Raw genomic sequence first — 23,250 nt, 5'->3', positions numbered from 1 at the left:
CCCGCGCTTCGGAGCCGCTGACGGTCCGCTGACGCCCCGCCCATCAGCGATGTGTACGGTGCAAGCCATGCGGTTCGGTGTTCTGGGTCCCCTGACGGTGTGGGACGGCGCGGGCAGCCCGGTGAGGGTGCCCGAGGCGAAGGTCAGGGCGCTGCTCGCCGATCTGCTCGTCCACGAGGGGCGGCCGGTCTCGGCCGACCGGCTCATCGACGACCTGTGGGGCGACGACCTGCCGGGCAACCCCGCCAACGCCCTCCAGGCCAAGGTCTCCCAGCTGCGCCGCGCCATCGGCCGCGACCGCGTCGAGCACCACGCGGCCGGCTACCGGCTGCGTCTCGACCCCGGCACCGACGAGGTCGACGCTGACCGGTTCGGCTCCCTGGTGGCCGCGGCCCGCTCGGCCGGCGACGCCCGCGCGCGGGCCGCGCTGCTCACCGAGGCGCTCCGGCTGTGGCGCGGGCCGGCCTACGCCGACGTCGCCGACGAGGAGTTCGCGCGTACGGCGGCGCAGCGCCTGGCCGAGCAGCGGCTGGCCGTCCTGGAGGAGCAGGCCGAGGCCCGCCTGGAGTCCGGCGAGCACATCCTGCTGACCGGCGAGCTCGCCGACCTGGTGGCCCGCCATCCGTTGCGGGAACGGCTGCGCGCCGTCCAGCTGCGCGCTCTGTACCTGGCCGGTCGCCAGAGCGAGGCACTGGCCTCGTACGCCGACCTGCGCGACCGCCTGGCCGACGAGCTCGGCCTCGACCCGGGCCCCGAGCTGGCCGCGCTCCACCGTGCGATCCTGCGTCAGGATGCCTCGCTGATCCCGGAGCAGGCCCGGGATTCCTGGCTGTCCCCGGCTGGGGGCGGGGACGATGTGCGCGCGTCGGCACCGAGTGTCGAGGCTTCGCCCGCTCCGGCACCGGACCGGCAGCCCACGGACGCCGTGAGTCCTGCCGTGGCGGGGGAGGCCCGCCCGGGCTCGAACCTGCCCACCCCGCTCACCGCCCTGATCGGTCGCGAGCGATCCCTGGACGAGGTCGGCGAGCTGCTCGGCGGCGCCCGCCTGGTCACCCTCACCGGGCCAGGGGGAGTCGGCAAGACCCGGCTCGCGGTGGCGGCCGGGACCAGGCTCGGATCGGCCACGCCCGATGGGGTGTGGCTGGTCGAGCTCGCCGCGCAGCACGGCGGCGTGGCCGACGTCGCTCAGCTGGTCGCCGACGTGCTCGGCGTGAGGGACGACACACCGCCGGGCTCCGGGCCGGGCGCGGACGCCGCGCCCGCCGACCAGCCCGCCGCGCCCGCCCCTGACCAGGCCGCCCCTGACCAGGCCGCCCCTGACCAGGCCGCCGCCGTCCAACCAGCCGTCATCCAGCCGGCCGCCGTCCAGCCGGCCGCCGTCCAGGCCGCCGACCGCGTCGTCTACCGGCTGGCCGCCGCCCTGCGTGACCGGCGGATCCTGCTCGTCCTGGACAACTGCGAGCACATCGTCGAGCCGGTGGCCGCCCTCGCGCACGCGCTGCTCGGCGCCGCGCCCGGCCTGCGCGTCCTTGCCACCAGCCGGGAACCGCTCGGCCTGCCCGGCGAGGCCGTGTTCGTCGTCGAACCGCTCCCGCCCGCCGACGCCGTACGGCTGTTCGCGGAACGGGCCGCCGCCGCCGACCCCGGCTTCTCGCTGGGTGAGGACACCCGCGAGCCCGTGTCGGAGATCTGCCGCCGGCTCGACGGCATCCCGCTCGCCCTCGAACTGGCCGCCACCCGGGTCCGCGGCCTCGGCGTGCGGGAGCTGGCGGCACGCCTGGAGCACCGCTTCCGGTTGCTCGCCTCCGGGCAGCACGGCCTGCCGGCGCGGCAGCAGACCCTGCGGGCGGTGATCGACTGGAGCTGGGAGCTGCTGAGCGCGCCGGAACGCACGGTGCTCAGCCGCCTGGCCGTGCACAGCGACGGCTGCGACCTGGACGCCGCCGAGGCGGTCTGCGCAGGGGCCGGCGTGGCCCCTGAAGACGTTGTCGAGCTGGTGCTCCGGCTCGTCGACCGGTCACTCGTCGTGAGGGTCGACGGTCCCGCGGGCCCTCGCTACCGGCTCCTGGAGTCGGTGGCCGCCTACGCGCGCGACCGCCTGGCCGAGACGGACGAGACCGCCGAGGTGCGCGACCGGCACCTGCGGCACTACCTCGACCTGGCCGAACGGGCCGAGCCGCGGCTGCGCGACGCCGGGCAGCGGGCATGGCTCGGCCGCCTCGATGCCGAGGCCGCCAACCTGCGCGCGGCGCTGGAAGAGGCGGTACGGCAGGCCGCGGCGGGCGAGGGAAGCAGCCGGGCCGTCCGTCTCGCCACCGCGCTGTCGTGGTGGTGGCTGCTGCGCGGACGGCTGGGCGAGGGGCACCGCACCCTGGCGCCCGTTCTCGCCGTCGCGCCCGACGCCGCCGAGCTCCACCTGGCGCAGCACGCTTTCACGCTGCTGACCGGCGGGCGGCCCGCGGCACCGGCACCTGACGAGGCGGCGATCGAGGACCCGGTACGGCGCGGCCGCGCGGTCTGGCTGTACGCCTACGCCCTGTTCCACGCCGGTGACCCCGCCGCCGGCGAGAAGGTCAACGCACGGGCGCTCGACCTGTTCGCCGTCACCGGTGACCGGTGGGGCGGCGCCGCCGTGCTCGGGCTGCGCGCCATGCACGCGCTGGTGGGCGGCGACCTCGACGGCGTCGAGGCCGACGGCCTGCGCAGCGCCGCCACCTTCCGCGAGCTCGGCGACCGCTGGGGCGAGCTGCAGGCGGTCACTCCGCTGTCCACGCTGGCCGAGATCAGAGGCGACTACGCCGAGGCCGCGCGCCTGCAGTACGACGGGCTGCGCATCGCGCAGGAGCTGGACCTGGCGGGCGAGGTCTCCGCCCGGCACTCCGGGCTGGGCCGGCTGGCGTTGCTCTCCCACGAGTGGGACCGGGCCCACGACCTGCACGAGCGGGCCCGGCAACTGGCCGTCGAGCAGGGACACCTCTACGGCGAGGTCCACGCTCTCATGGGGCTCGCGCTCGGGGCGCGCCGTTCGGGCGACCTGGACGCGGCGCGGTCCTACCTCGTCCGCCTGCGCGACGAGTACCCGTCCTCGCAGATCGGGGAGCATCTGGTGCTCGCCGAGATCGGCTTCACCGCCGAACTCCGTGGCGACGCGGCCGAGGCGACCGCCTGCCACCTGCGTGGCCTGGAGATCGCCGCCTCCCTCGGCGAGCCGCGGGCCCTCGCCCTGTCCTTCGAGGGGCTGGCGGGAGCTGCGGCGCTGCCGACGGGCAGCCCCGCTGACGATGCCGCGGACGGTGTCGCGGCCGGGCGCGCGGCGCTGCTGCTCGGCGCGGCGGACGCGGCGCGCCGGAGCGTCGGCGCCCCGTTGCCCGAGGCCGAGCGCGGTGATGTCGACCGGATCACCGCGGCGGCGACCGCCATCCTGGGCGAGGCGGCGTTCGCCGCGGCGTTCCAGCGGGGCGCGACGCTGGCGCCGGGAGAGGCCGTCCGCGTGGCCGGGGCGGTGCCGTCCCCGGCCACGCCCTCCGGCGCGCACCCAGGATGATCGAGGGAGAGGGCCATGAGTTCTTCCCTTGTAAGGCTGTGCGCGGCCGCGCGGTCGTAGGTTCACGCGCGGCTTTCGAAGCGCACGCCGGGGTAGTGCTGTCCGGGCGGCGCGTCCAGGAGTGGGGCGGGAGCGCCTTTCAGGTGGCGGTCGAAGAATGCCAGCGAGTAGGCTGCCGGCCGTGCGGGCCGCCGTCTACGGCTCGCTCGACAACGCGGCCGAGCGCCTGGCCGAGGTGCTGCGAGCCAGGGGGAGAGCCCGGCCAGGGCCCGTGTCACCGCCAGGGCCTACTGGTTCGGCGTCTACTTCGGCTCGCTGGAGCAGTGGCACCTCGATGGGCGCGCGCCCTCTGCTCTACTACGTGAAGGAGTCCCTGACGGTCCTCGCCGGTCAGGGCGGGCGCGGGGAGCCCGCCGGGTAAGGACCGGCGACGTCACGAGGCGGCGACACGGCAGGCCAGATGGAGGGCCAGGCGGGTGTCGGCATCGGCGAGGTCGACGCCGAGCAGCCGCTCGATCTTGTCGATCCTGCGGGTGACGGTGTTGCGGTGAACGCCGAGCACGGCCGCCGTGTCGATGAGGGACGACTCGGTGTCCAGGTACACGGTCAGCGTTCTGGTGAGGTCGCCGGGTTCGGCGGCCAGCGCGGCGAGCAGGGATCTGGCCGCGGGGACGAAGGTGTCCGTCCTGGTCCAGGCCAGCAGCAGCTGGGCCAGTCCGAGCCGGTCGACGTGGACGAACTTGCCTGTCTCGGCGCGGGCGGCGGCCAGCCGGGCGGCGTCACGCGCCTCCGACAGGCTGCGCGCGATGCCGCCGGGGCCGTGGTGCGGGCGGGCCATGCCGACGAGCGGGTCCAGGTCGGCCATGCGGCGCTGGGCCTGGCGTACCAGGAGGGCCAGCCGGTTCACCGCGTCGGCGTCCGGCTCGACGTCGGTGCTCACCCATGCGACCCAGCCGCCGTCCTCGGCGACGACGACGGCTTCGACGGACTCCGCCGACAGGGTGGCGACGATGTCGCCGGTCAGGGTCACCACGTCGACGGGACGGCTCACGTCGATACGGATGCCGGTGTGCCAGCCGTCCAGCCGCCAGCCAGCTTCCGCCGCCCGCCGCCGCAGGGAGGGCCCGGGGTCGTCGCCGGCCTGCAGCAGCTCGCCGAGCAGGGCGGAGCTGCGTCTGGCGTCGCGTTCCAGCTCCAGCCTGCGCAGGGCCAGCGACCGCTGGGCGGCGGCCGCGGCCACGGCGAGCACCTCCTCGGCGCCGGCCGTCCCTGCCACGACGAGCCACAACTCCGCGCTGCGCGCGTCGGGCGCGAGCACCGGTACGGCGACGCCGCCGTCCGCCAGCCGCTGCCGTACCGGCAGCGACACGCGGACCTGCTCGCCGATGGGCGGGCCGAGCAGCAGGGCGCCGTCCCTGGCCAGCACTGTGATCTCCGCCCGCACCACGGTGCCGGCCAGCCGGCGCATCTCCTCCAGGGTGGGAGTGCCGATGTCGAGCGCCTGGTGCGCGGCGAGCACCCGCCTGGCCACATCCACGTCGGAGGAGGCGATCTGTACGGCCAGCCGTACGGCGGTCTCCAGCGGGTCGCCCGGGCAGCCGAGCACCGGCGTGGCCAGCCGCTCGGCGAGCAGGACGGTGCTGCTCGGCAGCGGATCGGTCCCCGGCACCATCAGTGCCGCGGCGCCCGCCTCGACGGCCTTGCTGAGCTCGGCGTCCAGCCGCCAGCTGGTCCGGTCGGGATCGAGCAGGACGACCAGGTCGCCGGTGCCGGCCGCGGCCACCGTCATGCGGATGCCGGTCACCTGCCGTCCTGGCGTGGCCGGCCCGCCGAGAACGGTCAGCTCGGCTCGGTCCAGGAGGCCGGCGATGTTCATGGCCGGGTTCATGGCGGGTTCATAGCGGGGTTCACAGCCGGGTTCATGGCCGCCGGCCTCGCAGGAGGCGCGGCGGCACGTCGATGCCGAAGGCGGCCGGCCCGACCTGCGGTAGCCGGTCGGGGCGCCGCCAGAAGGCAGGGCCGGGCAGCTGGAGCACCTCGACGCGTGGGCCCTGCCGTATCTCGTCGCAGGCCAGGGGACGGCCCGTCCTCGCTTCGAGCAGGCAGATCACATCCGGCGTCGTGGCGACGGGCACCCCGTCGGCGAAGACGACCTGGTATTCGTTCTCCATCTCCACGCGCAACACCGCGCCGTCGTCGTCGAGGATCGTCACCCTGCCGCCGCCGGCTGCCGACCTGACCACCTCGACGACGCGCCCGGCTCCGTGCAGGTGCCCGCCCAGGGCCGGGGCTCGGGGCGCCCGCTCCGGCAGGGCCAGCATGGCACGGCCGAGGGCCAGAGCCCGGGAGAGGCTGCCGACGATGGCCTGCTCAGGCAGGTCGGCCACGCGGATCGGCCGGTGGGCGAACGCGGCCCATCCGCCGCCGGCCTGCAGGGCGCCATGCATGAGCCGCTCGCCCGCTTCGGGATCGAATCGGTCCATGACCGTGGTACGGCCGGAGGCGTCCACCAGCGCATAAGGGCCGGCCTGCACGCCCTTGCGAGAGGTGGACGACTGCCCCAGCCTGGGGAAGGCGCGCCCCATGAGATCGGCGTCGACCACGGGCCGCTCGCAGCAGAAGACCATCAGCCCGTTGATGCCTGCCGATTCGATGGACATGATCGCGTCGACCTTGCTGCCGCTCCAGCGGGCGACGGCCGCGACGGCGGCCGCCATCTCGGCGCCCGACGGCGGTTTCTCCTCCAGCATCTCGGTGGCTCCGGCCAGCCCTACCGGGACGATCACCGAGTCGCCCGGCAGGTCGGCCGGGGGCAGCAGCGGTACGGGGGCCGCGCGTAGTTTGGTCCGCAGCAGCCGGGCGGCGGTGGCCGTGCGACCGCCGCCGCCGGAGCCGAGCAGGAGGCAGCCGCGTTCGAGCGCGGCGACGTCCCGTTCTTCCAGCACGTCTCTAGAGTGGCACGGGCCTAGAGCGGCACGGGGTCGAGGTCGTAACCGAAGTATCTGGGCCCGGCCAGCGCCAGGCCCTCGGGGGTCAGCCAGCGCGGGTCGCACGGGGCGGCCAGGACGGTGACGCGATGGCCGTACCTCAGCGCCTCGGTCGTCACCGGGTCGCCGGTCTGCTGGTCGAGGACGCAGATCAGGTTGGGCGTGGTGGCCACGGGGACGCCGTCGAGCTCCGCCAGCAGGTGCTCGTTCTGGAACGACAGCCGCAGTTCGCCCGCTCCCTGGAGCCTGGCCGTGCCGCGGGCGAAGCCGCCCTGGGTGCGTCGTTCGACGTCGACGACCTTGCCGGTGAACAGGACACGGCCGCCCAGCCGTTCGGCGACCGCCTTCGCGGCATCGCCGCGCTCGGCGGCCACCAGCGCGCCGAGCTCGGCGCTGAGCGAGAGGGTGGCGGGCACCATGGACCGTCGGGCTTGAGCTCCGTCCATGGCGTACAGGACGGTGGTGGCCGAGCCGCCCATCTCCACGGTGGTTGCTCTGGCCAGCCGTTCCGTCCAGTGGTTGCCGACGGTGTCCAGGACCGACCGGTTGCCCTTGTCGTCAGCCATCGCCATGGGAGAGGCGCGCACGCCGTACAGGGCGGGGATGAACATCTGCAGTTCGGGGAAGGCCCGGCCCATGCCGTCAGCGTCGATCAGCGGCAGGCCGAGTCTGGCCGCCGCGGCGACCGGGATCAGCGAGTTGACCCCGCCCACCTCGGCGCAGGCGATATGGGTGGGACGGCGGCCCAGGTAGCCGCACAGGGCTTCGACGGCGTCGGACATCTCCGTGCTCGACGGCAGCTTCTCCACCATGACAGTGGGCGCGCCCATGCCGGCTACCGGCAGGACCATCGCGTCGTCGGGTACCTCCTGCAGCGGGGTGAGGGTGACGGGCCCGTACTCGCGGAGCGCGGCGCGGGCCATCAGGTGCCCGATGTAGGGGTCCCCGCCGCCGCCGGTGCCCAGGACGGCTGCGCCTGTGGCGATGTCGGCCAGGTGTTCCAGCCTGATCTCACGCATGCGTGGCCTCCTCGACCGACAGCTCTCCGACCGCCTTGACCTTGATCCTGATGGCGTCGCCCGGCAGGTAGGGCAGCGGGATCTCGTCGAGCTCGACGATGTCGACGCTGCGGGGTCTGGCGCCGCCGGCGATCGCCCGGTCCACCGCCTCCTGCCGGGCCTCGTCGAGGATCTTCTCCCTGCGTCCCGGCGCGACCGTGTAGATGCGGTCCACCTCGCCGCTGACCTGGGCGATGGCGGCGCCGATCGCGTTGGCCACCGCGTAGTGGTCGGGCCTGCGGACCTGGCCGCACCCTGCCAGTTCGTCGGGCAGGAGGATGGAGCCGCCGCCCACGGCCACGACCGGCAGCGGTTCGGGGCTGGTCCGCATGCGTTCGACGGATTCGGCCACGTCGTCGGCGATGCGCCGCAGGACCGCGTCGACCAGGTCCTTGTCCAGGTGCGAGACCAGCGCGGGATCGCCGATGTCGGCGCGGCCAGCGGCGACGGCGACGTCGGTCGCGGTCAGCGTCGAGCCGCCGAAGACCAGTGCGTGCTCGGCGAGCAGGTATCCGACGGAGTCCGGGCCGATGCGGGGGCCGGGGTGCACGCGGCTGCCGCCGCCGATGCCGATCGACAGCACGTCGGGCATGCGGAAGTTCGTCCTGATGCCGGCGACGGTGACGTCGGTGGTCGCCTCCCGGGGGAAGCCGCCGTGGAGCACGCCCACGTCGCTGGTCGTGCCGCCGATGTCGACGACGGCGCAGTCGGTCAGACCGGACAGGTAGGCCGCTCCGCGCATCGAGTTCGTCGGGCCCGAGGCGAACGTCGCCACCGGATAGCGGCGGGCGTGGTCGATGGGCATCAACGTGCCGTCGTTCTGGCTGAGGTAGAGAGGGGCCGCGATCCCGAGTCCGGCCATGGCCTGGCGCAGCCCGTCCACGATGTCGTCGGCCAGTTCCCGCAGCGCCGCGTTGACGATGGTGGCGTTCTCCCGTTCCAGCAGCCCGATCCTGCCGATCTCGTGGGAGAGCGAGATGGGCACGCCGGGCAGTTCCTCGGTCAGGATCTGCGCGGCCCGCTCCTCGAACTCGATGTTCACCGGGGAGAAGATGGAGGAGATCGCCACTGAGCGGATGCCGCGGGCGCTGATGTCCTGCGCGGTACGGCGCAGCTCGTCCTCATCGAGTTCGGAGATGGTCCGCCCGTCGAACTCGTGACCTCCGTGGCACAGGTAGCCGCGTCCGGAGACGGCCTTGATCAGCGGGTCGGGCCAGTCGATGAAGGGCGGCAGTGCCGTGGTGGCGGGCAGCCCGAGCCGTACGGCGGCCGTGGGTGCGAGCCGGTCGGCTTCCACCAGCGCGTTGATGAAGTGCGTGGTGCCGATCATCACCGCCTGCACCGGCTCCTGAAGCCGCAGGCCTTCGACGGCGGAGACGATGCCGTCGGTGACGCCTTTGCTGGTGCTGCGCTTGACCGCGGCGACGACCCGGTTGCCGTCCATCAGGACGGCGTCGGTGTTCGTGCCGCCGACGTCGATGCCGATCCTCATGCGCTCACCCTTTCCGCGCTCTCGGTCCGGCTGGTGCCGACCTCGGTGATCAGGCCGAGCCGTCCGCACGCCACGTAGAGCGCGAAGGCGGCCACCAGTGAGTTGACGCTGCCCAGACCGGCTGTGACGAACACGCCGACGAGTGTGGAGACGATCCAGACGACCAGTGTCGCGGGCACCCACATGGGGGCGCTGGCCGGGGCGGCGTCGTTGGCGAGGCCCTCGGCGAGCCGGTCACGCCAGCGGCGGACGACGAAGTACTCGGCGATCATGATTCCCGCGATCGGCGGGAAGACCACGCCCAGCAGGATCAGGAAGTCGGTGAACCGGTCGAGGATGCCGGCCGCCCCCAGCAGGGTTCCCGCCACGCCGACGAACAGGGTGATCACGACGCGGCTGGGGCGGCGTCCGCTGACCACGCCGATGAAGGTGAGCAGTCCGAGGCCGGCCGAGTACAGGTTCCAGTCGTTGATCTTCAACGTACCGGCGACGATCACCAGGGTTCCCACGAGACCGACGGAGGAGACGACGATCGAGATGACGTCGGAGCTGCCGACAGCGTGCGCCAGCAGGACTCCGGCCAGCCCGATGACGTACTCGCCGAGGGTGACCCCGATGACGGTCTGCTTGATGACGTCGCCCGCGGTGCGGTTGAACCGCGTCATGTCGGAGGTGATCACGGCGCCGACCATGAGACTGCCCGCCACCAGCGCCGTGCCCTGCAGCACGGTCATGGGCGGTCCCGGCGGAGGGGAGGAGACGAGCGCGCCCAGGGAATGCCCGCCCAGTTCCGAGATGATCGACCAGGCCACCAGGGCGAGGAACAGCGGGACGGTGACGTAGGCGGTCCAGGCCATCGAGCGGAACCCGGCGATCACGATGGCGGTGACCGCCAGACCGAAGCCGATGGCCCACACCCACTCCGGCGGGCCGCCGATCAAGGCGTGCAGGCCGCGGGCGGAGACCCCGGACTGGATGCCGAACCAGCCGACCAGGCTGATCCCGATGGCCAGGCCGATGACCGCGGAGCCGCCGCGGCCGAAGCCGGTCCATCTGGCGAGCATGGAGGTGGACAGCCCCTCGCGCATGCCGATGATCCCGACAAGGATCATCCCGAACTCCAGGATGAGCGCGCCGAACGTCAGGGCCCAGAACGCGTCCCAGAAGCTGAGGCCGAAGCCGAGGGCGGCGCCCAGCATGAACTGGGTCAGCGCGGACACCTGCCCGAAGCGCTGAACGGCTACCGACCACCAGGGGTAGCGGGCGGTCGTAGGTACTCGGCTGAGTGAGTAGTCGTCGACGGCAGAGGCCACGGTGTCCTCCCAAGAGACCAGGTTGGGAGAACGCTAAGGACGGCACGCGCATCTGAACAGATGCGGAGCGCACCATGCGTCCCCGTATGTGCGGCAGTCTGCACCACCGCCGGCGGCTTCAGCAGATCTTCTGGAAGGGCTCTCCGCCTGGAAGGTAGCGGGTCCACTCCTCCTTGGTGAGCGAACGGCCGGCCATCGCGCAGACCGTTGTCATCGGCTCCGACGGGATGCCCGGCTTCCACAGCAGGATGGTTCCGGCGTTGTCGGAGCTGGCCAGGGTCTGGCCGTCGGGACTGAACGCCAGCGCCACGACGTCCTCGGTGTGGCCCTTGAGCGGGTTGCCGATCGGCCTCCTGGTTGGCACGTCCCACAGTTGGACGCCCCTGTCCTCGCCTTCGGTGGCCAGGGTCTGGCCGTCAGGGCTGAACGCCACCGCGCCATGGCCCTTGACCGGATCCCCCCGAGGCTGCTGGGTCCTGGTGTCCCACAGCCGGGTGGTCCCGTCGTCGCTGAGGGCGGCCAGGAGCTTTCCGTCCGGACTGAACGCCATCGACGTGAGGCCCTCCATGGGGTTCCCGATCTGCCGCCGGGTCGCCATGTCCCACAGCCGGATGGTTCCGTCGCAGGCGGTGGCCAGGCTCTTGCCGTCCCTGCTGTAGACGACCGCCTGGACGGGGGCGGTCCCGGCCCGGATCGGCACCCCGATCGGGCGCCGGGTGGCTGGATCCCACAGTGAGACGGTCCCGTTGCCGCCGCCGACGGCCAGGGTCTCGCCGTCCGGGCTGAACGCCACCGAATAGATGCTCTGACCGGCCTGGATCGGCTCGCCGATCGGCTGCCGATCCGCCATGCCCCACTGCTGGATCTCTCCGTCGGGATCGGCGATGGCCAAGGTCTCGCCGTCCGCGCTCAGCGCCATGGGCCAGGCGTTGTTGCCGTAGGCGTTCGGCGTCCCGATCGGCTTGCCGAGCTGCCGTCCGGTCCCGGGGTCCCACAGCCGGACGGTCTCCTCCATACCGCTGCTGATCAGCGTCTTGCCGTCCGGGCTGAACAGCAGTGGCGTGACCTCCTCGGTGTGGCCCTTGAGCGGGTCTCCGATCGGCCGCCGCGCCGCCGGATCCCACAGTCTGACGGTCCGGTCCGTGCTGCCGGTGACCAGGAGTGCGCCGTCCGGGCTGAAGGCCACGGCCGAGACGCTGTAGGTGTGGCCGGTGAGCGTGTCCCCGACCTGACGGCCGGTCGCCGGGTCCCACAGCCGGACGGTCTGGTCCCAGCTTCCGGTGGCCAGGGTCTTGCCGTCCGGGCTGAACACGATGGCGCTGACGGGCCCGTCATGACCTCGCAGCGGGCTGTTGAGGGCGTCGCCCGTGACGGAGTTCCACAACCGGACCTCTCCGTCGTCCTCTCCGGTGGCCAGGATCCCGCCATCCGGGCTGAACGCGACCGACCGGACGGTGCCGGTGCGGCCGCCGAGCGGCTTCCCCTTCCCGGTGGCGAGGTTCCAGAGCCAGGCCCCGTCGCGACCCGCGCTGGCGAGGGTCGTGCCGTCCGGGCTGATCCGCAGAGACTCGACGTCGTCGGTGTGACCGGTGAGCGGAGCCCCGATCTGCCGCCAGGTCGCCGTGTCCCACCGCCGGATCTTCTCGTCGGACCCGACGGTGACCAGGGTCGCGCGGTCCGGGCTCAGCTCCAGGGCCGCGATGACGTCGCCCGGGCCGGTGAAAGTGGTCCCGATCTGCCGCCAGGTCGTGGTGTCCCACAGCCGGACGGTTCCGTCCTCCCCGAGGGTGACCAGGGTCCGGCCGTCGTGGCCGAACGTCGCCAACCGGAAATCCGCGGTGAACGGGCTCCCGATCCAGCGGCGGGTCACCGGGTCCCACAGGCGCATGGTCCGGTCGTCGCCGGCCAGGACCTTGCCGTCCGGGCCGAGCGCTTTGATGTCGCCGAGGCCGTTCAGGACAGCCCTGGCGGGGGTCGCCAGGGAGGCGAGCATGCCGTGGCGCGCCTCGGCGGTCGCCTTGAAACGCCAGGCCGCGGCGGCCAGGAGCCCGGCCACCACCGGGTCACGGACCTGTTCCCGGCGCGTGACCAGCAGGCTTGACACCGCGCTCCGGTGTTGCGCCTCCGCCCTGTCCCGCTGCGCCCGCGCGAGGTTGGCCGAGTCGACCGCGGCCACCGCGCTGACCACCGCCGCGGCGGTCAGGAGGGACAGCCCCGTCCAGGAGAACCGCCGGAACCGCCGGGCCCGACGGTGCTGGCGGACGTCCTCGCCGACGAGCTCGTCCTTGGGGCGGTGGTGCAAGGCGGAGGCGAGCGTCGCGACGGCGTCGAGGAAGGCGGGATTGCCGAGGGACAGGTCGGTCTGGGTGCGGATCGAGCGCAGGTCCACCCAGAGCGGCACCTCGGAAAAGCCCCGGAGCAGCGACTCGGGCAGGGCCGTGGTCAGGGTGTCGTCGAAGTGCCCCGCCTCGTGGTCCCAGACGAGCTCGCCGTCGGTGAGCACGATGAGCATGGGCCGTTGCGCCGCGAGCGACCGCCAGTGCTCGACCTCCCGCCGGACCCAGACGGAGCGCGCCGAGTCGGGCGAGGCCAGCAGGATGAAGCAGCGCGACGCGTCCAGCGCGGCGTCGATCGTCGTCCACAGGCCCGGCGAGGCGGACAGGCTGCGGGCGTCGCAGAAGACGCGCAGGGCGCGCAGGCGGTACCAGGGGCGGGCGAACTGGTGGAGGGCGTCGCGCAGGGCGGGGCCGAGGCGGCCGTCGGCGGCTCGGCTGTAGGAGATGAACCCGTCGTAGTGACCCGGAGATGGCTTCTCGCGCTTACCGAGGAGATCCACACACCCGATTCTGAGGCTTCGGGAGTGCTTCGGGATTGAGTATGGGCCTACTCATGCCGCAAGGGTCCGTTCGGGCGATCATCGGGATCCGGACAGTTCGGAGAGGACCGCGCCATGAGATGGTTGGCTCGATCGCTGGTCGCGTTGCTCGTGGTGCTGGCGTATCTCGCGCCCGCCGCGGCCCAGGCCGAGGATGTGACGGTCACCGTCCACCTGTACCGGGTGGTCGAGGTGGAGTGCGGCGAGGGGGCAGGCGAGTCGTGCCCGAACGACTACTACCCGAAGTTCCGGATCGACGGCAAGAACTTCGACGGCAAGGCCGACTTCTGCTGCGCCCACGGTCCCGACTTCAGGACCAACTGGGTCCACAGCGAGAAGGTCGACAGCACCCACAACCCCATCGCCATCCACCTGGAACTGTGGGACCAGGACGACGCCACCCCTGACGACCCCATCGACTGGGGCCAGCCCGGAGATGACCTGGACATCACGTTCGATCTGAACACCTGCGTCTTCACCGGCGGCGGCCTGACCGCCCAGCAGGGGGCGGGCATCCTGTCTCTGACGGGGCAGAGCGAGGCCGGCGGCGTCGACTCGGCCCGCGGGTACTTCACTATCACCACCCCGCACTGCCTCGACCTGGCGAGGAACGCGGGCGGCGACAGCGACGGCGACGGCATACAGAACGCATGGGAGACACCCGGTCTGGGTCTCGACGCCAACATCGACGGCACCGTGGACCTGCCGCTGGGCGACCCGCCGTACAACGCCCTGCCGTACCGGAAGGACCTGTTCGTCGAGGTCGACTACATGACCGGATTCCGGCCCGACTACCTGGGCCTCCTGGACGTGGTCGGCGCGTTCGACCGCGCACCGGTCGATCCGTACCCAGGTGGCAAGTACCTGGGCGTCGGGCTCCACATGCTGGACATCGACGAGGAACTGCCGCACGTGCCCGTGCTCCGCTTCGTCCCGGACAACGACGGACAACCGGACAACTTCAGCTTCATCAAGAACGGCGCGCGGAACAGCACCTGCGCGGGCGCCTTCGGCACCGCCGCCGACCGCTCCAGCCCGAACTGCGCGAACATCCTGAAGGCCAAGAACATGGTGTACCGCTACATGATCTTCGGCGACCGCGTCGAGGACGAGGACGGGAACACCAACGGGTCGGGCATAGCCGAGTGGGACCCCACCAGCCCCCGAGGTGGCAACGACTTCGTCGTCACGATGGGCGTGTTCACCCCCAAGGAGTTCCAGGAACTGGGCGAGCGGGTGAACGCCGAGAAGTCCACCTTCATGCACGAGCTGGGACACACGCTGGGTCTGGGCCATGGCGGCGACGAAAAGGTCAACTGCAAACCCAACTACCTCAGCGTGATGAACTACTCCTACCAGTTCCAGGACTACGACCCCATCCGGCCGCTGGACTACAGCAGCTCGGCCAGGGGCACGGCTCTCACCGTGTCGTTGCCGGAGAGCGAACTCGACGAGAACTCCGGGGTGTACGCGAGCCCCGATCGCCAGATCGTGTACGGCGTCGGCGGCAAGCCCAGAACGGTGGCCGCCACCAACGGATTCATCGACTGGAACGGAAACGGCACAAGACAGGGCGAGACCGCCGCCAACATCACCCGCATCCTGGACGAGTGCCCCGACAAGGACCTGGAAGACCTGCACGGCTTCGACGACTGGTCCAACATCCAGTACAACCCCCGCCTCAACGCCAGGTTCTTCGCCGACGGCGCGCGCCGCGGCCTGCCGCAGGAACTCACCGCGCAGATGATCCGCGCCAGGTTCCAGCAGGCCGACGTCAAGCTCACCAAGTCCGCCGACCGGACCGAGGCCGTCGGCGGCGACACCGTGACCTACACGGTGACCGTGACCGACCTCGGCCCCGGCACCGCCACCGCCCTCTCGGTGACCGACACGCTCCCCGACGGCACCGCGCACCACCGTTCGCTCCCGGACCTGGCCAACGGCGCCGTCCACACCGTCACACCCCCGTTCACCTACCGGGTGCCCTGCGCCACGACCGACGGCACCGTGGTCTCCAACACCGCCACGGTCACCGGCAAGGACACCGACGGCATCCCCGACCCGTACACCGACGACAACACCGACCGCGCCACCACCACGGTCCGGGCCCCGGTCCTGACCGTGAACCAGACCGCGACCCCCACGGTCAACGCCGGCGAGGCCGTCACCTACACCGTCACGTACGCGAACACGGGTGGCGGCGCCGCGTCCGACACCGTCGTCACCGCCACGCTCCCGTCCGGCGTCTACTACAGCCAGGCGCTCGACCTGGGAACGGGCCCCCGACCCGACTCGGTGACGCTCAACGACGACGGCACCCGGACCCTGGTCTGGAACGTGGGCGCCGTCCCTGCCAGGTCCGGCGACCGCGCGATCGTCTTCACCGCGCGGCCGACGCTGCTGGCCCCGGCGGGCACGACGTACACGAGCGACGTGTCCGTGCGCTACAAGAACGCCGGCGGGGCGTGCACCTTCGCCCCGGTCACCGCCTCGGCGACCACCGGGGTCACGGCCGTGCCGCCCACCCGCGATCCGCGCTCCAAGGGCTTCTGGAAGAACCACGCCGGCCAGTGGACGGCCGAGTTCCTGGCCCGTATCCAGGCCACCGACCAGCGCTACGACACCGACCGGGGCGGAGCCCTGACCGCCGCCGAGATCACGGCGGCCTTCACCGCCGACAACTCGCCGAAGAGCGTGCTCACCGAGCACCTCCTGGGCACGTACTTCAACCTGGCGACCAGGCGCATCAACGCCGACACCGCGATCAGCTCCAGCCCCGGCACCGTGCGCGCCGCGGTGCTCTACGCCCAGGACACGGCCGCGCTGCCGGTCGGCTCCGACACCGCCGAGCGGTACAGCAGAAGCATCCGCCTGCTGGACGACATCAACGCCAACAGGATCGAGGTGTACTGAGGGTCGGGCCGGCGGGCAGACCTCCGGAAGCACCGGGCCGGGCTCCTCGGTCAGCTCGGAGGAGGCGCCCGCCGAGCTCGCGCACGAATGCCTCTCCACCCGGGCTCCACCCCGATCTCCATCCCGCGGAGGTGTGGCGATCACTTGCCTGATCCGTACGGTTCCGTCACATGAACAGACGAGACGCGAACCGGCTCGACCTCATCAAGGTGGTCATGAGCTGGGTTCTCGGCACGAATGGGGGAAAAGTGGGCGGAAAGTCTATAGTCGCCTTGGTTGTCGTGGGGCTGGTTGTTCTGGTGGGGTTCCTCGCCTACCGGCTGCTCGCCTTTGAACTCATCGCCAACCTTCGCCACTGACGAACGTCCTGTCCCGGGAGCCACCACATGATCGACGCGCCGCGCCAGGCGAAACGGCCGTCCTGGCGGGTCTACCTGTCACCAGGATGGCGAGTTGAGCGATTGGTCGGCACGATCATGATGGTGGCCGCCCCGCTGACGGCACGTTCGGGCATGCTCACCGACATCACCTGGGCGCTGCTGAGCCTGAGCCTGGCCGGCTGGGCGGCCTTCGTTTTCCTGGAGCGACGAGCGCCGACGAGCGCCCTCGTCGTGCTGGGCGCCTCGGCATTGGCCGCGGCGCCGGCTGTCGGCTCGACCGCCGACGGCACCGCGATGATCATGTCATGTGTCGGGCTGGTGGCCTTCTCCATGCACACGCGGCCGAGCCCACTCGTGATCATTACGATGACGGGTGCCACGGTCATGGCGGCCACCTTGTCGTGCGTGTTCTCGGAGCGATCAGCCAGTGACGCGTTCGGCAACGCCGCGGTGATGCTGGTCGTCGTCGTGCTCGGACTCAGCCGGCGGCAGTACCGTGTCCAGGCCGAGCACGCCCACCGGCTGCTGGAACAGACTCAGCGCGCCCAGGCCGAGCACGCGCGAGCCGCCGCGTTGGACGAACGGACCAGGATCGCCCGCGAACTCCACGATGTCCTCGCGCACTCCCTCGGTGCCCTGGGTGTGCAACTGGAACTGGCCGACGCGCTGCTGAGCGAGAAGCACGACCTGGACGGCGGGTTGGAACAAGTACGGCGGGCCCGTCGGCTGGCCGTCGAGGGTTTGTCCGAGGCACGACACGCGGTGGCCGCGCTGCGCGAGGACATACCGCCGCTGGGCGAGGCGCTGGCTCAGCTTGTGGAAGCTCATCGCGGCAACCATTCAGCGGTCGTTCACGCCGAGGTCGGCGGGACGCCGCGCTCATTGCCGCCGGCCGTCACCGTCTGCCTGGTGCGCACCGCGCGGGAGGCGCTCACCAATGCCGCCAAGCACGCCCCGCACGCCGCGATCACGGTTCGGCTCGACTACCACGTCGATACCGTGAACCTCGTGGTCCGCAACGAGTCCGTTCCCGAACCGGCTGAAGGCGACCGCAGCGCGCGGCCTGCGGGGTACGGACTGACCGGCATGCGCGAACGGCTCGCCCTCGTGGGTGGTCGACTCACCGCTGCGGAGAAGTGGGGTGGCTGGCAGGTGGTCGCGGAGGTACCGGCGTGAGCGACACCACGATGATCCGCGTGATCGTTGTAGACGACCAGCAGATCGTCAGGGAAGGCCTGGTGGCCCTGCTCGGGCTGCTGGACGACGTCGAGGTCGTCGGTTCGGCGGGCGACGGCGAGGGCGCGCTTCGGCTGCTGGAGGAAACCTCTGCTGACGTTGTGCTGATGGACCTGCGGATGCCGGTGATGGACGGGGTGGAAGCCACACAGCGCATCACCCGGCAGCATTCACAGGTCGCGGTCTTGGTCTTGACCACGTACGCCGACGATGACTCGATCGCGGCGGCCCTTCGTTCAGGTGCCCGCGGCTATCTGACCAAGGACGCAGGCCGAGCCGAGATCGCAGCGGCTCTCCGCGCCACCGCGTCTGGTCAGTCCACCTTCGACACCGCCGTCTCCCGGCGCCTTGTGGCGGCCATGCTACGGCCAGGCCCGCTCCACCCTGTCCCGCCGGATCGCTGGGGCAACCCCGACGGGCTCACCCCCCGGGAGGTCGAGATTCTGAAGCTCATCGCACAAGGCATGACGAACCAGCAGATCGCCACGTCGCTGTTCATCGGAGAGTCGACGGTCAAAACGCACATCAACAACGCCTTCGCCAAGATCGGAGCTCGCAGCCGCAGCGACGCGACACGCTACGCCTACCGGCATGGGTTGGCAGAAGGCTGACAACGGTCCTCGGGACGAAGACCCAACCGCAATTGCCCGGGCTTCGGGGTTCAAGGACCGTTGACCGGTGCGAGCCGGTGGCGGGTTCAGGCGATCAGTAGGCGAAGCCCAAGCTCTGCCGCGTCGAGATCGACGAGGTCGTGGTTGCGTTCGGCCCACCGACCGGATGCGAGGTCGTCACGGAGGCTGCGCACTGCACGCTGCTCGGCGTCCGGCCCGACCCTGGCCCAGACCGATATCCCGCGACGGACATTCTCGTCCAGGTACGCCTCCGGCCGACGCCAGTAGGCCTCGAAGAAGCCGTCAGCGCAGTCCCACGGGATGAGCACCGGTTCCATCCGGGCTCCGATCGCGCCGGCCTGCTCGGACACCGAAGGCCGGCCGGCGAGGAGGTCCGCGACCTCAGGCAGGTAGTCGCGAGTAAGCCAGAACCGATGAAGCCATCCGGTGTCGCTGGTGTCGTGCGTGAACACCACCACGCGGCGAGCAACCCGCCGCAGCTCGCGCAGCCCGGCAATCGGGTCCTGCCAGTGATGAATGGAGGAAACAGCCATCGCGGCGTCGAAGGACTGGTCATCGAACGGCAGGCTCTCGGCGGATCCGACCAGGCACGGCGCCGCGCCCGGGAGACGCTGCGAACGCATGAGCGCCGACGGTTCCACCGCGAGGACGTGGCGGTCGGGGGGCTCGTACGACCCGGTGCCCGCCCCGACGTTCAGTATGGTCCGGGCATCGCCGAGCGCGGCCCAGATCCGCGCGGCGATGCGCGGTTCCGTGCGCCGTGTCACGGTGTAGGTCGCTCCGATGGTGTCGTACAACTGCGCGCTGGACATTGACACTGCCTTTCCGGCTGTCACCCATCGTCCCCGCACAGTGCCGGTGGTCTGGGTAGCGTGTCACTACGCGGGAGGTCGCTTGATCGCCATTTCACCATATTGATCGGCATGTGAGGAGCTGTCGCGGGCGCTGGAGGTGGCGTAGACCATCCGCCACAGCACCTTGGCCTGGACGTCGAGCCCGCCGACACCAGCATCCTCGCCGAGGCGTGCCACGTGGCTGGACCGGTCCCTCGACGAAGCCGCGGAATCGCTGGGCCGGCACTCCCGCGAGCTAGCCGGGCGTCCCGTCGCGCTCGCTCTGTCGGGCGAGACGCTGGGCTTGCCCGTTGTGCACATCGCTCACCCATTCCCAGCCCGGCTTGGCCGATGGGCCGACCCGCGGGTCACTGGGAACATGGCCCTCACGCAAGGCGAGCACGTACGCCCGATCCCGCTCGATCCGTGCGTGTACCTGGTCAGCTCCGCCGACTGACCCGTGGCCGGGGATGAGGACATCGGCATCGCCCGCCACGCCCTCCAGCAGTCGCAGCGCGGCGAGGTGGTCCTCGATCGGGTCCGCGGTGCCGTTCAAGTCGAGCATCGGAATCAGGACATCAGAGAGCATGTCGCCGGCGACGAGAACGCCGCGCTCCTCGATCAACAACGCCGCATGGCCCGGGGCATGCGCCTGATGCTCGATGATCCGGACTTGAGGACCATCCCAAGGAATCCGCGCGGTGTCGGCGGGCAAGCCGGTGATGAGGCCGAGCAGGTCCAGCGGTACCTGCTCGGCGATGTCCGGCGGTATCAGTTGGGCGGCGATGCGGGCCTTCGCGCCCGGGTCCGACAGCCGATCTCGGACAGTGGCCGCGCAGCGGGCCGTGCCGTAGCGAGGCGCCGCGCCGAGCCCGGCGTGCCAGAGCAGGTGATCCCAATGCGGATGCGTCGAGAAACCCGCCACAACGGGCTGGCCCAGTTCGCGAAGGTCGTTCGCGAGGCAGGCCATTTCGTGGCCCTGCACCCCGGGGTCGATGAGCAGCACGCCGGCGCGGCCTTGCACGACCACGGCGTTGCTTTGGCAGAACTCGCTCTCGTGGATCAGCACGCCCTCCGCGACCTGCCTCAGCACGGTGGCCCCTTCCGCTTGTGATTTGCAACCGCTTGCCGAGACGGTAGTACCGGGCGGTGGTAGATTGCAAGCAGTATGGGCAAAGCGAATGAGCCGCGGTCGGAGTGCCCGATCAACGCCGCCATCGAGGCGTTCGGCGATCGCTGGAGTCTGATCGTCCTCCGCGACATCGTCTTCGGAGATCGCCGCTATTTCCGAGAGCTGCAGGCCAACTCGATCGAGGGGATCGCCTCGAATATTCTCGCCGACCGACTCAAACGACTCGTCAAGTCGGGACTGCTCACCCGCGAGGACACGCGGGCCGGCCAGCGGGCACGCTACAGCCTGACCGAACCCGCGATCCAACTCGTACCCGTGTTCGCGCAGCTGGGCAGCTGGGGACTTCGCCACCGACCCACGAGCAGCGCGCTGAACGCTCGCGCCGTGTTGCTTGAACAAGGCGGCCCCGCGCTCTGGGACGAGTTCATGGACGAGCTTCGCCGCGAGCACCTTGGCTCCGAACTCCCAGCGCGATCACCGAGTGTTCGCGAGCGCCTGAACGCGGCCTACCGCGCTGCCACCAACTCCTCGTAGCCGCCAGCCCGTCGGCCACGTCCCAAGGCGCCAACGGACGTCGCCCGAGATGATGTCTCACATAGGAACGGCAAGCAGTGAGCCGCTGTTGCGCATCAGTGGCGGACGCGGGCGACAGTCTTGCGAAGCGGTGGATCAGCCGGGTGGTGACCTGAGGGTCCACCAGCCCGTGTCCGCGGTGCAGCGTCCGCACCGCCTCCAGGAGCAGTTCGGGGTCGCTGTCTTTGAGCAGGCACCCCGACGCCCCGACTGGAGTGCCCCCGAAGAGGTACTCATCGGTCCGTCGGCCGCCTCACCGATCACCTCGATGTCGGGCTCGCCGTCCAGTGTCACGCGCAGTGCGTCACGTGATCAAATGGACGGCTCCCGCCCCGTTGCGGGGCGGGAGCCGAGTTGCGCACGTGATCAGGATGCGGGCGGTGGCGCGCTTCCGTTGTAGAACGGGTTCTCGGGTAGACGCTCGGGTGTGACGAGCAGCCGGATCACGCCGGCCTTCACCTGCCATGCGTTCCAGACGGTCCAGCCGGGTCCGACCCGGTCGGCAGGTAGCGGCTCGAAGGACAGGCCGCCCGTTTTCTTATCCGTCCGAATGAGGCTGAACACCGCGGTCAGGTTACGCTTGCGCGCCTCAGCCAGGATGTCGTCCACGGGGCGGCCGTCTCTCAGCCGGACCCCGCCGAACATCTCGCCTGGCGCCATGGCCGAGTCGAAGTTCGCGTAGTCCTCTCCCGGCTTCGCCTGGCGTCCCAGCTTGACGTCTACATGGCCGGTGAAACCGGCGGGGATTCGCATCACCATGACGCAGTGTCTGTCCTGTCCTGGCTGGCATCCTTTGGGTGTCGCCTCCATCGAGAGGGGGACACCGTTGATCCGAGGGCCGGAGGGGTCTGGCTTGGCTTCCGGGGCGGGGCGAGAGGAACCCTTGTCCGCGATGATCATGCCGAGGATCTTTCCCACGTCGCCTGGCGAGACGGGCACCGGGCGTAGATCGACGTTCAGGCCGACCGCGTGGAACGCCTGGGTGTACTTGTCGTGGTCAGCGAACGGGTCCTTGATGCGGGCGACGTACTGGTCGCCTTCCCGGTGGATCTCCACCGCGGAGTTGGCGTAGGACACCGCCACGCCACGTCCGTCCTCCAGTAGGCTCGGCCCTACTACGATGCCTGTTGCGAGCACGGCCGCAGCGGTCAGGCCCAGCGCAAGACGTCGAGGACTGCGCGAAGCGGACCGGTGGGTACGTCCCAGCGTCCTGGCGGCACTGCCGGGCTCTTGGGCCACGATCGAGGCCAGCAACGCGCGCGCCCCCGTACCGGACGCGTGGCTGTTCGGCTGTCCGGGCTCGACTCGGGCCAGTGGTCTCAGAAGTTCGCTGATCCCATCGACGTTCCTCACAGCGACCTCCCCGCCGGAATCATCCGGCTTTCTGATGTGAACCGGACACTGGCTTCGTCGAGTGCGCGCGAGAAGCGCCTGCGGGCGCGATAAAGCCTGATGCGCACGGCGTTGCGGGACAGTCCCAGCATCGCGGCGATCTCATCGCGCCCCAGCCCCTCCCAGGCGACCAGCGAGAGAAGCTCACGGTCGTCGTCGGGCAGGTTGCGAAACACCGCGGCGATCACGCTCAGCTCCACGCTGCTGCCGGGAGAGTCCCCATAAAGATCGGCTATCTCGGCGTCAAGCTCCACGCTGCGCAGCCGCTGCCGGGCTGTGCTCCGGCGGTGATCGGCCAGCACCTTGCGCGCTACGCCGTACAGCCAGAGCCTGGCCTCGTGCCCCGGCGGCAGATCAGCCACCCGGCGCCAGGCAATGGTGAAGGTCTCCGCCACGACATCGGCCGCATCCTGCGGAGAGTCACAGCGGCGTGCGGCGTAGGCTGCGATCTGGTCGTATGTCTCCCTGTAGACGGCCTCGAACCTGGCCGCTTCATCGTCATCCACGGGCGATTCCCATGGCCGATCTCCTTGTCAGTACGAAACGCGGACATCCCCTTACATGGCGAAAAGCGCCCCACCATTTCATGTGAATCTTGGAAATCTTCAGCGCTTTCGGACTCCAGCGCCTTCACAGAAGCTGCCCCTTATTTTCGAAGTCGGCGGGCAGGTCCTCGTCCGGGTTGCGCCACCGGTCGGCGCCGACCACCCAGATCTCCTTGCAGCGCAGCTGCTCGCGCAGGGTCTGGAAGGTGGCCACCTCATACACCATGCGCGCCACCCGCCGCCGACCGCGGGTGTCGGTGCGATGGACCAGGTCGGCCCAGTCCTTGAGCGTGCCCTTGTGCTCGGGCGGGGTCTCGCCGAGTTTCTTCACGGCACCCCGAATGG

19 protein-coding genes are annotated in these 23,250 nt (G+C 70.9%); 7 read left to right on the top strand and 12 right to left on the bottom strand.

Features of this window, described 5'->3' with window-relative positions; genetic code table 11:
• The first annotated feature begins 67 nt into the window (after positions 1-67).
• Both ACWDLG_RS23170 and ACWDLG_RS23165 read left to right on the top strand, forming a co-directional pair.
• Positions 68-3,544, top strand: a complete 3,477-nt coding sequence (locus ACWDLG_RS23170) for an AfsR/SARP family transcriptional regulator (RefSeq protein WP_449922972.1) — start codon at positions 68-70, stop codon at positions 3,542-3,544.
• A gap of 157 nt (positions 3,545-3,701) precedes the next feature.
• Positions 3,702-3,965: a hypothetical protein gene (locus ACWDLG_RS23165; RefSeq protein WP_449922969.1), complete on the top strand. Its 264-nt coding sequence runs from the start codon at positions 3,702-3,704 to the stop codon at positions 3,963-3,965.
• Positions 3,966-3,977: 12 nt separating this feature from the next.
• On the opposite strand, the gene ACWDLG_RS23160 is transcribed toward ACWDLG_RS23165, so the two are convergent.
• From ACWDLG_RS23160 to ACWDLG_RS23135, 6 genes are all read right to left on the bottom strand, one after another.
• The gene (locus ACWDLG_RS23160) at positions 3,978-5,432 is read right to left on the bottom strand and encodes a PucR family transcriptional regulator (RefSeq protein WP_449922966.1); all 1,455 of its coding nucleotides are present in this window, start codon (positions 5,430-5,432) and stop codon (positions 3,978-3,980) included.
• Between the two features lie 31 nt (positions 5,433-5,463).
• Positions 5,464-6,489, bottom strand: coding sequence for a DUF917 domain-containing protein (locus ACWDLG_RS23155; RefSeq protein ID WP_449922963.1), 1,026 nt, complete (start codon positions 6,487-6,489; stop codon positions 5,464-5,466).
• A 20-nt stretch (positions 6,490-6,509) separates the two neighbouring features.
• Positions 6,510-7,550, bottom strand: coding sequence for a DUF917 domain-containing protein (locus tag ACWDLG_RS23150; protein WP_449922961.1), 1,041 nt, complete (start codon positions 7,548-7,550; stop codon positions 6,510-6,512).
• On the bottom strand, positions 7,543-9,081 hold the full coding sequence (locus ACWDLG_RS23145; RefSeq protein WP_449922959.1) for a hydantoinase/oxoprolinase N-terminal domain-containing protein: 1,539 nt from the start codon (positions 9,079-9,081) through the stop codon (positions 7,543-7,545). The genes ACWDLG_RS23150 and ACWDLG_RS23145 overlap by 8 nt, the downstream gene beginning before the upstream one ends.
• Entirely contained in the window at positions 9,078-10,394 is a 1,317-nt protein-coding gene (locus ACWDLG_RS23140; protein WP_449922956.1) for a purine-cytosine permease family protein, read from the bottom strand. Before ACWDLG_RS23140 ends, ACWDLG_RS23145 begins: the two co-directional genes overlap by 4 nt.
• A gap of 118 nt (positions 10,395-10,512) precedes the next feature.
• The gene (locus tag ACWDLG_RS23135) at positions 10,513-13,230 is read right to left on the bottom strand and encodes a TIR domain-containing protein (RefSeq protein ID WP_449922953.1); all 2,718 of its coding nucleotides are present in this window, start codon (positions 13,228-13,230) and stop codon (positions 10,513-10,515) included.
• A gap of 114 nt (positions 13,231-13,344) precedes the next feature.
• On the opposite strand from ACWDLG_RS23135, the gene ACWDLG_RS23130 reads away from it, so the two are divergent.
• From ACWDLG_RS23130 to ACWDLG_RS23115, 4 genes are all read left to right on the top strand, one after another.
• Positions 13,345-16,182: a DUF7507 domain-containing protein gene (locus ACWDLG_RS23130; protein WP_449922950.1), complete on the top strand. Its 2,838-nt coding sequence runs from the start codon at positions 13,345-13,347 to the stop codon at positions 16,180-16,182.
• Between the two features lie 170 nt (positions 16,183-16,352).
• Positions 16,353-16,541 (top strand): hypothetical protein, encoded by a 189-nt coding sequence (locus ACWDLG_RS23125; RefSeq protein WP_449922948.1) that lies wholly within the window; start codon positions 16,353-16,355, stop codon positions 16,539-16,541.
• A gap of 27 nt (positions 16,542-16,568) precedes the next feature.
• On the top strand, positions 16,569-17,738 hold the full coding sequence (locus ACWDLG_RS23120; RefSeq protein WP_449922945.1) for a sensor histidine kinase: 1,170 nt from the start codon (positions 16,569-16,571) through the stop codon (positions 17,736-17,738).
• Entirely contained in the window at positions 17,735-18,409 is a 675-nt protein-coding gene (locus ACWDLG_RS23115) for a response regulator (protein WP_449922943.1), read from the top strand. Before ACWDLG_RS23120 ends, ACWDLG_RS23115 begins: the two co-directional genes overlap by 4 nt.
• 86 nt (positions 18,410-18,495) lie before the next feature.
• Here the strand turns inward: ACWDLG_RS23115 and ACWDLG_RS23110 are convergent, their stop codons facing one another.
• The 3 genes from ACWDLG_RS23110 to ACWDLG_RS23100 all read right to left on the bottom strand — a co-directional run bounded on the left by ACWDLG_RS23110 (position 18,496) and on the right by ACWDLG_RS23100 (position 20,356).
• Entirely contained in the window at positions 18,496-19,242 is a 747-nt protein-coding gene (locus ACWDLG_RS23110; RefSeq protein ID WP_449922940.1) for a class I SAM-dependent methyltransferase, read from the bottom strand.
• Between the two features lie 66 nt (positions 19,243-19,308).
• Positions 19,309-19,461, bottom strand: a complete 153-nt coding sequence (locus ACWDLG_RS23105) for a hypothetical protein (RefSeq protein ID WP_449922937.1) — start codon at positions 19,459-19,461, stop codon at positions 19,309-19,311.
• A 58-nt stretch (positions 19,462-19,519) separates the two neighbouring features.
• Positions 19,520-20,356, bottom strand: a complete 837-nt coding sequence (locus ACWDLG_RS23100) for an MBL fold metallo-hydrolase (protein WP_449922934.1) — start codon at positions 20,354-20,356, stop codon at positions 19,520-19,522.
• A gap of 75 nt (positions 20,357-20,431) precedes the next feature.
• Between ACWDLG_RS23100 and ACWDLG_RS23095 the strand changes: the two genes are divergently transcribed.
• A complete protein-coding gene (locus ACWDLG_RS23095; protein WP_449922931.1) occupies positions 20,432-20,929 on the top strand; it encodes a winged helix-turn-helix transcriptional regulator in 498 nt (165 codons plus the stop codon).
• Between the two features lie 405 nt (positions 20,930-21,334).
• Here the strand turns inward: ACWDLG_RS23095 and ACWDLG_RS23090 are convergent, their stop codons facing one another.
• The 3 genes from ACWDLG_RS23090 to ACWDLG_RS23080 form a co-directional block, all read right to left on the bottom strand.
• Positions 21,335-22,321, bottom strand: a complete 987-nt coding sequence (locus ACWDLG_RS23090; protein WP_449922928.1) for a hypothetical protein — start codon at positions 22,319-22,321, stop codon at positions 21,335-21,337.
• Entirely contained in the window at positions 22,318-22,866 is a 549-nt protein-coding gene (locus ACWDLG_RS23085) for an RNA polymerase sigma factor (protein ID WP_449922926.1), read from the bottom strand. Before ACWDLG_RS23085 ends, ACWDLG_RS23090 begins: the two co-directional genes overlap by 4 nt.
• A gap of 124 nt (positions 22,867-22,990) precedes the next feature.
• The gene (locus ACWDLG_RS23080; RefSeq protein ID WP_449923933.1) at positions 22,991-23,236 is read right to left on the bottom strand and encodes a hypothetical protein; all 246 of its coding nucleotides are present in this window, start codon (positions 23,234-23,236) and stop codon (positions 22,991-22,993) included.
• Positions 23,237-23,250 lie beyond the last annotated feature (14 nt).

It is taken from the genome of Nonomuraea sp. NPDC003727 (genome assembly GCF_053586935.1).
The sequence above is the reverse complement of the archived record's forward strand: the minus strand, read 5'-3'. Positions and strand labels throughout refer to the sequence as shown.